Here is an 11354-nt window from a genome sequence, read left to right as displayed (position 1 = left end):
GGGAATCGTCGATCACTGTCATTCGGACACCTCACTCGGAATGGGTCGACGGCCTTGGACCGCGTGGATTCGGTGAAATGAGAGAACGAGCAACAGCGTCAGGGCGAACGGGGCCGGCCAGATCTGGCCGGAGAAGTACCTTCCGCCTGCCAGGACGGCGGACAGCAGGAGGAGCGAGTAGGCGTTCGCGTGGGCCACGATCGCCCCGACCTGCTGCGGCGTGGAATTCGACGCCGCTTCCGAGCGCAGGATCACCCGCAGGGATCCGAAGGCGCATCCGAGGAGGAAGATGGCGATGGAGTGCGGTACTCCGAAGGCCGGGAAGAAGAGCCAGAACGTTCCCGCCACGGCCATTCCGATACCGAGGAGCATGTCCAGGATTCCGACGGTGAGCATGCTCCCGCCATTGGCCAGGACCTCCAGGGGCAGCATGAGGTTGAACGTACCCAGGATGGGCCAGACGAATATGAAGGCGAGAAGGTAGCTGAAACGGCGCAGGGCGTCACCGTCGAGCCCGGACGCCTCGTCGTTGAACCAGACCTCCCAGGCCGATTCGAGGTGGAAGAAGAAGATCCACAGGACGAGGTTCAGGGCGACGACGACCTGGACGTGGGTGTAGCCCGCCGCGATCACCAGGAGGGTCAGCGCGACGCCGACGAGTCCCGCGGCGGTCGTCCTGGCCCCGCCGGCGATCGGCACGAAGCGGATCAGCGACGGGACGAAGACGGCGGGCACGAAGGAGAGGGCGGTGGAGACGGCGAGGACGTCGTATCCACCGCCCTGCGCCGACGCGATGCGCCAGTTCAGTGGACCGGGAGCGAGGCCTCCTCGTCGAAGAGCGGGTCCCTGCCCAGTTCGACGAGCCCCTCCCTGTTGTTCCAGTTCTTGGCGCACCGGGAGAGGTCGCAGAGGTCGACACCGAAGTACGAACCGATGTGCACCCGATAGGGGTTGAGCGCGTACGCGCGCTCGCCCTGGTCCATGATGCCGTCGCCGCCCGCCCGGGCGGCCACCTCGCGGGTGGTGGCCAGGACGACTCCGACGCTGCCCCCGAAGTCGTACGGCTTGATGACGACGGGCAGCCCGATGGCGTCGAGGGCTTCGAGCAGCTCCTCCTCGGACTGCACGAGGAGGGTGGCGAGGCCTCCGCACGCCCGCGTCCAGGAGGGCCCGCTCCATGGCGTGCTCGTTGCGGACGGCGTTCGCGGAGTCCACCGTCCAGTCGTTCAGCGCGGCCGACACCATGTTGTCGAACGTGCGGCTCCGCTTGCGTACGGCATCTTCCGCAGCCGCCCACACAGGAAGATCGGTGATCTGCTTCGCTCCCGATAAGGCCCGTTCCCGGAGATACTGGTCGGCCCCGAGCAGGAGTACGCATTCCTTGGACTGCACAGATCTTCCCGATCTTCCATGGATTGAGCAATGCTGGGGATTCACTCGGCGTCTTCGCACGTCATCGGGCCAGTGACGCGTGCGGAATTCATTGCCGAGGGGGCGACGGGACGCGGCTGCAGCGATCCAATCGACAGGTCTCTAGCTGCGCCTCATTTGAATTCCCCCATACCCATTCTCCCCTTCCGCCGCCAGAGCGTAGCTTCGGCATACGGGGCGTGCAAGCGATCGTTTTGAGACTTGGCGCAAAAGGAACGGCGCGCCGTGACGGCCCGACGGAAACGAGAATACGTGCAGGAGGCAGCTTTTCGTGCGGCGTCGTCCTGCTCCCGGACGACACCGTATTGACCTGCGGAAATGCCGCCGGAGCGGTCAGCCGGAGCGGTATCCCCAGCGGGCGGCGCCGTCCTTGCCCATGAAGCACTTCGCCGGACGCCCGTCGGAGGTCGTGGCGGTGGCACCCACGGGAGAGCAGAACTGGCCGAAACCGACCCCAGAGGCGGTGCCGGAGCCCGTGCCGGAGCCGGACTCGGACCTCGGCTTCGGCGTCGACTTCGGGCTCGGGTTCGTCTTGGGCTGGGGCTTCGGCTCAGGCTCAGGCTCGGGCTCGGGGTTCGGCTTCGACTTCGGCTCGGGTTTCGGCTTGGGTTTCGGCTTCGGTTTCGGAGTCGGCTTCGGGGTCGGGCTGGGCTCGGTGCAGGAGGCGCCCTCGGGGGTGAGCCACAGGTCGACCCGCGTGGTGACGGGCACCTCGATGCCCGCCTCCGGCTGCTGCCGGCAGACCCGCCAGTCCGCCAGGCTCGTACGCCGCTCGTCCAGACGCTGCCCGGTGTGCGCGTGGAAGCGCGTGACACTGTCGAGGCCGAGGGGGGCGAGCTCCCGCCACGCGGCGTCGTGCCGCTCGCCGACCAGGTCCGGCATCACCACGCGCCGGGTGCCGTCCAGTCGGGACGGGCACGGTTCCGTCTCGGGAACCGCGTAGAGCGTCAGCGTCCTGCCGTAATGGCCGGTCCGCTCGCCGGGAGAGGGGTTCTGGAAGCAGACGCGCCAGCCGGCCCGATACGCCGTCACCGTACGCAACGCGGACGACGCGTCGGCGGCGGCCACCCGCCACGACGCACGGCGCGCCTCCCCGGCGGCCGTGGTCAGGGAGGCACCCCGGAGGTCGGGCACGGTCGGCGCGTGGTCCGTCCCGCCGCGCGCCACGGCGTCGGTCTGCCCGGCACCGTTCACCCCGGCGACCAGCATCGAGGCGGCCGCGACGGCCATCGACACCGGGTGCCGCCGCACCCACGTGGCGGTCCGCCTCCCCCCGCCGGGCCGCAGCGCCGAGTCCGGGGGCAGGAGCTCCCCCGCCGCTTCCAGGAGCTTCCCCTTCGGGTCGAGCTTCGAGCCGTGCAGCTTGTGGGGCTTCCCGGCCACCAGGATCTCGACGGCGTCGAACATGCCGTAGGAGCGCCGCAGGATCCGCAACGGCCGGGCCACCCGCGTGGCCTTGGGCGCCAGGAGGTTCCGGAGGAGGACCAGCCCCTTCCCGGTGAGCACGGCGTAGCCCCAGCCGTCGTGATAGACGGCCCGCACGGCCTCCCCCGCCTTGAGCTCCCGCAGCAGCGCCTGCTTGTGGCCGTCGGAGAGGGAGACTTCGCCCGGCGCGACCTCGATGGTGCGCGGGTCGTCGGCCAGCGGATCGGACACAAGCTTCCCCGTGCTCGGAGGTACGACGGACGGCCGGGGGAGGCTCGTACGGCGCCCCCCTCCGGACGTACCGGATGCTAGCTCTCGCCCGGAGCGGCCCCCGTCCGGGCCCCTGCCCTGGCCTGCCTTGGCCTGCCCTGCCTTCCCTGCCTGCCTGGCCAGGCCTGGCCTGGCCTGGCCTGGTGCGAAAACCGTTTGGCGGCGGTGGGTGGGCCTTGCTAGTTTTCCGCCCGGCCGTGCGAGAGAACGAGGAGGTGGTACCCGTGAACACAGTATCGACATGGGTGCTCCCCTCCGGAGTCACGGTCGGGCGATAGGTCGTCGTCCGGGAGCGCCGTTCCAGAGCACTCCCGAAAGGCACGACCGTGCACTTCACTTCCGAACAGCACCTCGACGACGGCGTCCTCGAACGCGCATTCACTCGCGGCGAGATCCCCGGCACCCTGTGGACGCCTCCGTCCACCACACCGGCCCCGCTGATCCTCATGGCCCACAACAACGGTCTCCCCCAGGCGGATCCCCGGCTTGTGGCCAGGGCCCGCCACACGGCGGCGCGCGGCTACGCGGTGGTCACCATCGACGCCGCCGGGTGCGGCGACCGGCCCCGTTCCGCCGCCGCCGAAGAGGCCCGCGCCGAGCTCGGCCGCGCGATGCGGGCGGGTGAACCGGTCGACGAGATCTTCGAGTCCTTCATCGGGCCGATGGTCGAGAACGCCGTCCCGGACTGGCTGACCACGCTGGACGCGGCCCTCGCGCTGCCCGAGGTCGGCGGCCCCGTCGGGTACTCCGGCGGCTGGACCGCGCTCGGCATCCGGCTCGCGGTCGTCGAGCCGCGCATCGCGGCCGCCGGATTCTTCGCCGGAGGCTATGTGCCCCGCGCTCAGCGCGAGGAGGCACGGCAGGTGACCATCCCGCTGTTGTTCCTGCTCCAGTGGGACGACGAGGGCAACCCCCGTCAGCGGGCACTCGACCTCTTCGACGCCTTCGGCAGCGAGGAGAAGACGCTCCACGCCAACCTCGGCGGGCACACCGGCACGCCGTGGTTCGAACTGGAGGACGGCTGCCGCTTCCTGGACCGCCACCTGAAGTAGGGTCCGGGGCCCCTGCCGCTGTGCGGCGGGGGCCAGCTGCCGTGCCGGCACCCGTTGTCAGAGCCGTGTGCGAGCGTGGAGAGGTGAGGACGTCGGGTCGAGAGGCGGGGGCGGGAGTTCGGTGACTGCGGTGGAACACGGGTGGACCGGCATGGGGTGGGACTGGAGCGACCATGAGGACATCCGCAGACGGCTCGACGGGGGTGCCGATCCGGAGAGGTGGACCGGGGGAAGGCCGCTGCACCGCGCCGCGCTGTTCGGGTCTCCCGAGGTCGTGGCGGAGCTGGCCGGGCGCGTGGCGGACGTGGACGCGCTGGAGGGCGGGGTGACGGCCCTCTGGGAGGCCGTCGTGTCCGGGAAGGTGGAGAACGTTCGTGCGCTCGTCGCCGCCGGGGCCGATCCGTGGCGGCCGTCCCTCGGCGGCTGGTCACCGGGGCGGCTGAGCCTGGCGGGGCCGACGCCGGAGCTCTTCACGGTCCCGGAGGGAGTACGGCTGGGCGCCGGGGAGCGCGCGGCGGCGGACGAGGCCCGTCGTCTCTGCGCGGCGCTCGGCGAGTTCTTCTACGACGGCCTGGGGCTGGCCTGCGTCGCGGGGATCGACGCGTCCGAAGCGGTCCGCCGTCTCGACGGGGCGCCCATGGCGGACGACGTCATCGAAGAGTTCCTGGAGGACCCGCTGGAGTACGACATGGACGAGAGCCTCCACTTCGTCGGCGTCACATCCGTACCGGGCGGCTGCGTGGTGACCCAGCCGTGGGGCTACGCACCCCAGATGCCCGGCGTACTGACCCGGCTCTCCGCCGGCACCCACTGCTACGGCCTGTACGCCAACCCCAAGAGCGGCAACCAGGGCAGCATCGCCCGGGACGGGACGGTCGAGGGGTGGGACCTGCACCCGGGCGGCGGGCCGAACGAGGACGACACCCCGGAGGAGGTACTGACCTCCTACCTCTACCACCACCGGGCCGTCGCCTACGCGTGCGCCTTCGCGGGACTCCGCCCGACCGACGCCCGCGCCGTGCTCGGACCCCCCGACCTATGGATCGAACTGCCGGACAGCGACTACTGGAACCACTGACCGTCCGCTCAGGCGGCCGGTCCGGTCGGTCGGTCGGGGAATGTGTCCCGTCGTGGCGGGAATGCGGGGTTCGCTCCCCTGGAGAGGGAGAGTCTCGCTAGCGTGACCTCGGAGCGGAAGGGGACAGCGATGACACTGACCGTCGGGTTCCGGCTGGGCAACGACACCACCGGGCGTCAGGTGACGGTGCTGGTCACCGAGACGGGCGTCCTGCACCGGGCCCACGGTCTCTACGGGAGACTGCCGCGCGTGTCACCGCCGGTGGCGTCACCCGCGCTGGCCGCGACGCTTCCGGCCCTCCGGGGTGACAACCCGCTCGCGCGGCGCATCGCCGAACTGCGCACCGAGCACGCCGCGTACACGAGGAAGGGGTATACGCGTCCCCTGATCCCGCCGGCCGTCGTACGGGTCGACGTGAAGGAGCATCCTCCTCAGGACAGGATGCGGCACCGGGAGTTGGTGCACGCCTTCACCGACGCGGCGCCCACCACGCCCCGGTCCCTCGAAGCGGCCATCAAGGAGTTCCGGACCCTCCTCGGGCTGCCCACCCGGCCCGAGGGCATCGCTCCGGCGCCCCGTGGACGGCCCTTGCCGCCGCGCGTCACGGCGATGCTGCGTACCCTCGCCCACGGCTCCGCGATCACCCCGACCCGACCACGCCCCGTGGGATGGACGGTGACGGGCCGGGCCGTGCGGCTGCACGTCGGCGCGGCCGGGGAGGACCTCGACCGCGCGGCCGTGCTCGATCTGCAGGCCGCCCTGAGCGCGTGGCTGCACTTCACCGAGCAGCCCAAGGAGTCCGCTGCCGCGGAGCGGCCGCCCTCTCGTTCCTGAACTTCGGTTCCTGTCATCCGGCTCCTGAACCCCGGTCCGGCGGCTTCAGTGTCGCCGCGCCAGGGTGGCCGTGATCGCGGCGAAGGCGACCGCGTGGCCTCGGGCGTTGGCGTGCACGCGGTCGGCGGCGTAGATCGCGGGGTCGGCGGCGAGCGGGTGGTGGTGGGTGTCGACGTGGACGCCGCCGAGTTCGCGCGTCAGGCCGGCGGTGAGGGCGTCGAGTTCGTCGAAGCGGCGGGCCATGCCGGGCGCGTGTTCCGGTGGGACGAGGCCCGAGCGGGCGAGGTCGAACAGGCCGATCGTGACGACCAGGGCTCCGGTCCCGGCGAGCGGTGTGAGGAGCGCGGCGAGGCTGCCCCGGAGCGTGGCGGGGTCGAAGCTGCGGAAGGCGTCGTTGCCTCCCGCGCTCACCATCACCACGTCGGGCCCGAACTCCAGGGCAGGCCCGAGCTGTCGGTCCCGGATCTCGTCGAGGAGCAGGTGGGGCGTGGCCAGGTTGACGGCGGCGAAGCCGGGGCGGGTGGCCACAAGGGCGTCGGTGAAGCGGTCGGCGAAGGAACGGTGGCGGTAGCCCGGGAGGGGGTCCATCACGCCGGCGGTGACGCTGTCGCCCAGGACGGCGAGCCGCTGCCACGGGTGGTGGCGGAGCAGTTCGGCGGCGGTGTCCGGGGCGACGCAGTACGGGTCGGACGACTCGGCGGCGAGGTCGAGGCGGTCGGCCGGCCGGTCCTGGACGGGGGTCCGGTCCTGCTGCGGGGTCATCGCTGGTCCCCTTCGAGGACACGAGGGACCGCCGGGACCCCGTCGGCCACGGCGGCGAGCCCAAGCGACGGACCGACCGCGGACTCGGGCTGGGACTGGGACTGGGACTGCGGCTGCGACTGCGACGGGCGCTGCGGCTGGGACTGGGACCCCAGCTGCGACTCCGACTGCGCCGGGGGCTGCGGCTGCGGCTGCGGCTTGGCGCGTAGGGCTAGTGCGCCGAGCGCGGCGGCCACGTTGACGGCGGTGGTGAACCCGTACACGGCGGCGTACGGCTCCGCTCCCGAGCCCGGGACCTCCGCGATGATCACGGCCGTGGCGGCGATGCCGAGTCCGCCGCCGACCTGACGGGCTGCCATGACCATGCCGGTGGCGGCGGCGAACTGCTGGGGCGGCGCGGAGAGCGCGGCGGCGCTGGAGACGCCGACGGTGACCAGTCCGACGCCGACTCCCATCACCGCTCCGGCCGGGAGCCACAGCGTCCAGAAGCGGGGCTCGGTGTCGATCAGGAGGGCCAGCACGGCCGTCGAGGCGGCGACGAGGGCCGAGCCGGCCACCACCATCGTGCGCGGGGTGAGCGGGAGCGAGAGCCGTCCGATGCCGACGCCGACCACGGCGGTGGCCAACGCCGCCGGGCTCATCGCGAGGCCCGCCTCCAGGGCGGAGTACTTCCAGGCGTCGGTCATGAAGAGCACGCCGAGCAGCATCGTGGCGAAGAGCGCGGCGCCGTACGCGACGGAGACGGCGCTCGCGACGGCGAAGGGGCGGCTGCGGAAGAGGTCGAGCCGGAGCGCCGGCCGTGGATGCCGCAGCGAGCGCGCCACCGCGGCCACCGCCGCGAGCGGGGTGACGCCGGCGGCGACCAGGACGTGCGCCGAGGTCCAGCCGCGCTCGGGTCCCCGCGTCAGCCCGTACACCGCCGCGCCGACGCAGAGGGCGAGCAGCACGCTGCCCGCGAGGTCGGGCGCCCGGCCGGTGCGGGACTCGCCGGTGAGCAGCTTCCTGCCGGCGATCGACACCCAGACGCCGACGGGCAGGTTGAGGCAGAAAAGGGCGCGCCAGTCGAGCGCGTCGACGACGACGCCGCCGAGTGCGGGCCCGGCCGCGGCGGCCAGGGCGCCCGCGGCGCTCCACAGGCCGATGGCGGCACGCCTGCGTTCGGCGGGGATCTCCGCGAGCACCAGACCCAGCGAGGCGGGCACCAGCAGGGCCGCCGCCAGGCCCTGGACGGCGCGGGCGCCGAGCAGGACGGGCAGGTTCGGGGCCACGGCGATCAGCAGGGACGACGCCGTGAAGGCGGCGACGCCGATCAGGAAGAGGCGGGCGCGGCCGACGGCGTCGGCCAGCGGGCCGGCCGGGGCGAGGAGCGCGGCGAAGGGGATGACATAGGCGGTGGCGACCCAGGAGACCGTGGTCAGCGAGGCGTCGAAGGTGTCGGCGATCGGCGGCACGGCCAGGTTGGTCACCGTGGCGTCGAGGAAGCTCAGGAAGGTGCCGGCACAGGCGAGTGACAGGGCGAGGGAGGCTCGGCGGGGGTCCGCGGCAGGCGTCATGGCGAGGATTTAAGAGTACGATCGTTCGTACGTCAATGACGTACGGTCGTTTGCTAAACTCGCCGGCATGGCAGGACGTGCATCAGCTCAGGCGGCCCTCGAAACCCGGCGGTCGGTGCTGCGCGCCGCCGCCGATCTCGCTTCCCTGGAGGGTCTGGACAGCGTCACCATCGGCCGGCTCGCCGACCGGCTGGGGATGAGCAAGGCCGGAGTCATCGGCCAGTTCCGCAGCAAGGAGAAGCTGCAGCTGGAGACGGTGGAATTGGTCCTGGAGGACTTCCGCACCCGGGTCTGGCTGCCGGCGCGCCACCTCGACGCGGGGCTGCCGCGCCTGCTGGCCGTCTGCGCGGCCTGGGTGCGGTACGCCGCCGAGCCCGGCTACTCCGGCGGCTGCCTGCTCACCCAGGTCACGTACGACTACGACGGGCGCACCGGCTCCGTGCACGACCGGATCGCCGAGGGGCGCGGCCGCTGGCGGGAGACCCTGCGCCACGACATCGACGCCGCCGTCGCCGCCGGGGAGCTGCCGCCCACGACGGACACCCCCCGTGTCGTCTACGGGCTCGAATCCCTGGCCGCGGGGATCACTCCGGCGCGGCTCCTCCACGGCGACGACCAGGCGGACGGCTGGGCGCTGCACGGCATGCGCACGATCCTGGGCGTCCCCACGGCGGACTGACCGCCGGCGACCCGTTCCCCTCAGGGGCGTCCCCGGCGGGGGCGCCCGGGCGCGTCACCCTCCGGCGAGCAGCTCCGGCAGTTCGCGCATGTCGTCGAAGACGACGGTGCCCGGGCCTTCGAGGCGTACGGCGGGCGTGGGGCCGCCCGCGTACCCGAAGGCCCGCATCCCGGCGGCCCGGGCGGCCGCGACGCCGGGGCCGCTGTCCTCGACCACCGCGCACGCCGCCGGGTCGACGCCCATGCGGCGGGCGGCGTACAGGAAGAGATCGGGCGCGGGCTTGCCCCTGGGCACTTCGCTCGCGCTGTAGATCCGGCCCTCGAAGTGGCCGTAGAGGCCGGTGCGGCCCAGGGTGTGACGCATCTTCTCGTGGGACCCGCTGGACGCGACGCAGGTCGGCAGGGTGAGGGCGGCGAGCGCCTCGGGCAGCCCGTCCACCGGGTCGAGGCCCAGGTCGACCGCGTCCCGGTGGCGCTCGATGAGCAGGCGCCACCACAGCCCCGCCGTCTCCGCGCCGAGCCGCTCGGCGATCTGCCCGACGATCGACTCCTTGGAGCGGCCGATGAACCGGTCGACCACCTCGTCGGCGGTGAGCGGCCAGCCCAACTCGGCGCCGAGCGCCACCTGGAGACGGACGGCCAGGCGTTCGCTGTCGACGAGGACGCCGTCGCAGTCGAAGATCACGAGCTCTATCGGTTTGATCATTCCCGCAGGGTAGGCGGCGAGGTGGGCGGGGCTCACGTGGCATCGGCCGTCAGCGGTGACAGCGGCCGCTCGAAGAAGGTCTCCAGGACGACGGTGGCCTGGGTGCCGCTGACCCCGTCGATGGCGTAGATCCGGCGCAGCACGTCCTGGAGTTGCTCGGTGGTCGCGGTCCTGACCTTGACCAGGACCGAGGCGCTGCCGGCGATGACGTGCGCCTCCAGGATCTCGGGGAGCGCGGCGAAGTCCTTCGCCGAATCGCCCATCCAGGACGTGGAGTCGACCATCACGTAGGCGAGGACGGCGCTGCCCACGGCGGCCGGGTCCACGTCGGCGACGGTACGCCGGATGACGCCGCGTTCCCTCAGTTTGCGCACCCGTTCGTGGGCGGCGCCGGCGGACAGGCCGACGGCCCGGCCGAGGGCGGCGTACGACTGGGTGGCGTCCTGCTGAAGCTGGGCCAGCAGTGCGCGATCGATGTGATCCACAACTCTCCATTCGTTGATTCCTGGCGAAGACCGTATCTCATCCCGCAATATCAACTCCGGGCCGACTGAGGTTCAATGCGCGGCCCGGATGCGGCATGTGACGTCTCTCGTGAGGAGTGGACCCTATGAGCAGCGAGCGCCCGGGACTGTACGAGATGCTCGACGAGCGGTTCCGGACCGGCCGGTGCATGAACGGCGACGACGCGCTGGAGGTCCTTTTCACCGGCTGCCGCTGGGCCGAGGGGCCGGTGTACGTACCCGCGTGGCGGCAGGTGGTCTGGAGCGACATCCCCAACGACCGGATGCTCCGGTGGGACGAGGAGACCGGCGCGGTCGCCGTCTTCCGCCGCTCCGCCGGCCACACCAACGGCAACACCCTCGACCGGGAAGGCCGGTTGATCACCTGCGAGCAGGGCAACCGCCGGGTGACCAGGACCGAGCACGACGGCACCGTCACCGTCCTCGCCGACCGGTGGCAGGGCAAGCGGCTGAACAGCCCGAACGACGCGACCGTGAAGTCCGACGGCTCGATCTGGTTCTCCGACCCGGACTTCGGCATCACCAGCGACTACGAGGGGTACCGCGCGCAGAGCGAGATCGGCGCCAACAACGTCTACCGGATCGACCCGGCCACCGGTGAGGTGCGGCTCGTCGCGGACGGTTTCGGCGCGCCGAACGGGCTGGTCTTCTCGCCCGACGAACGGCGCCTGTTCGTCTCCGACACCCGCGCCGGCTTCATCCGGGCCTTCGACGTCCGCGAGGACGGCACCCTCTCCGAGGGCACGGTCTTCGCGAAGACCGGGGACCGCGAGAAGGCCCGCTTCGACAACCTCCGCTTCGACGACGGCGGCCGGCTCTGGGTCGCCGCGATGGACGACGGGGTGCACTGCTACGACCCCGACGGCACGCTGATCGGCCGGCTGAACGTCCCCGAGGCCGTCGCCAACATCTCCTGGGGCGGCGCCAAGCGCAACCGCCTCTTCATCACCGCGGAGACCAGCCTGTACTCGGTGGTCATGGGGGTCACCGGCACGCACCCGACGGGGCCGGGCCACCGCCCCTGGCTGTAGCCGAGGCCTT

Annotated in this window: 12 protein-coding genes; 5 read left to right on the top strand and 7 right to left on the bottom strand. The window is 72.0% G+C overall.

From position 1 onward, the window contains the following. Nucleotides 1-18 precede the first annotated feature (18 nt). The 3 genes from HHL19_RS29475 to HHL19_RS29465 form a co-directional block, all read right to left on the bottom strand. A complete protein-coding gene (locus tag HHL19_RS29475) occupies nt 19-735 on the bottom strand; it encodes a hypothetical protein (protein ID WP_240981938.1) in 717 nt (238 codons plus the stop codon). 68 nt (nt 736-803) lie between these two features. Next, complete coding sequence (locus HHL19_RS37825; protein WP_240981937.1) at nt 804-1127, bottom strand: hypothetical protein; 324 nt, start codon at nt 1125-1127, stop codon at nt 804-806. Between the two features lie 637 nt (nt 1128-1764). Next, entirely contained in the window at nt 1765-3087 is a 1323-nt protein-coding gene (locus tag HHL19_RS29465; protein WP_169093411.1) for a hypothetical protein, read from the bottom strand. Between the two features lie 365 nt (nt 3088-3452). On the opposite strand from HHL19_RS29465, the gene HHL19_RS29460 reads away from it, so the two are divergent. The 3 genes from HHL19_RS29460 (at nt 3453) to HHL19_RS29450 (ending at nt 6090) form a co-directional block, all read left to right on the top strand. Beyond that, on the top strand, nt 3453-4178 hold the full coding sequence (locus HHL19_RS29460; protein WP_169093410.1) for an alpha/beta hydrolase: 726 nt from the start codon (nt 3453-3455) through the stop codon (nt 4176-4178). Nucleotides 4179-4329: 151 nt separating this feature from the next. Next, the gene (locus HHL19_RS29455; protein ID WP_169093409.1) at nt 4330-5256 is read left to right on the top strand and encodes an ankyrin repeat domain-containing protein; all 927 of its coding nucleotides are present in this window, start codon (nt 4330-4332) and stop codon (nt 5254-5256) included. Nucleotides 5257-5385: 129 nt separating this feature from the next. Continuing rightward, entirely contained in the window at nt 5386-6090 is a 705-nt protein-coding gene (locus HHL19_RS29450) for a hypothetical protein (protein ID WP_169093408.1), read from the top strand. Nucleotides 6091-6135: 45 nt separating this feature from the next. On the opposite strand, the gene HHL19_RS29445 is transcribed toward HHL19_RS29450, so the two are convergent. Together HHL19_RS29445 and HHL19_RS29440 are read right to left on the bottom strand one after the other, a co-directional pair. Further along, the gene (locus tag HHL19_RS29445) at nt 6136-6852 is read right to left on the bottom strand and encodes an SGNH/GDSL hydrolase family protein (RefSeq protein WP_169093407.1); all 717 of its coding nucleotides are present in this window, start codon (nt 6850-6852) and stop codon (nt 6136-6138) included. Continuing rightward, entirely contained in the window at nt 6849-8405 is a 1557-nt protein-coding gene (locus tag HHL19_RS29440; RefSeq protein WP_169093406.1) for a DHA2 family efflux MFS transporter permease subunit, read from the bottom strand. Before HHL19_RS29440 ends, HHL19_RS29445 begins: the two co-directional genes overlap by 4 nt. 67 nt (nt 8406-8472) lie before the next feature. Here HHL19_RS29440 and HHL19_RS29435 point away from each other — a divergent pair, with 67 nt between their 5' ends. Continuing rightward, nucleotides 8473-9084, top strand: coding sequence for a TetR/AcrR family transcriptional regulator (locus tag HHL19_RS29435; RefSeq protein WP_169093405.1), 612 nt, complete (start codon nt 8473-8475; stop codon nt 9082-9084). 54 nt (nt 9085-9138) lie between these two features. On the opposite strand, the gene HHL19_RS29430 is transcribed toward HHL19_RS29435, so the two are convergent. Together HHL19_RS29430 and HHL19_RS29425 are read right to left on the bottom strand one after the other, a co-directional pair. After that, nucleotides 9139-9789, bottom strand: a complete 651-nt coding sequence (locus tag HHL19_RS29430; protein ID WP_169093404.1) for an HAD family hydrolase — start codon at nt 9787-9789, stop codon at nt 9139-9141. Nucleotides 9790-9821: 32 nt separating this feature from the next. Beyond that, nucleotides 9822-10274 (bottom strand): Lrp/AsnC family transcriptional regulator, encoded by a 453-nt coding sequence (locus HHL19_RS29425; RefSeq protein ID WP_169093403.1) that lies wholly within the window; start codon nt 10272-10274, stop codon nt 9822-9824. A gap of 125 nt (nt 10275-10399) precedes the next feature. Here HHL19_RS29425 and HHL19_RS29420 point away from each other — a divergent pair, with 125 nt between their 5' ends. After that, complete coding sequence (locus HHL19_RS29420) at nt 10400-11344, top strand: SMP-30/gluconolactonase/LRE family protein (protein ID WP_169093402.1); 945 nt, start codon at nt 10400-10402, stop codon at nt 11342-11344. Nucleotides 11345-11354: the final 10 nt, after the last annotated feature.

The sequence above is a fragment of the Streptomyces sp. R302 genome, from assembly GCF_012927245.1.
In the GTDB taxonomy this organism is placed as follows: domain Bacteria; phylum Actinomycetota; class Actinomycetes; order Streptomycetales; family Streptomycetaceae; genus Streptomyces.
Note: the sequence above shows the minus strand (reverse complement) of the source record. Positions and strands in the feature narration are given on the sequence as shown.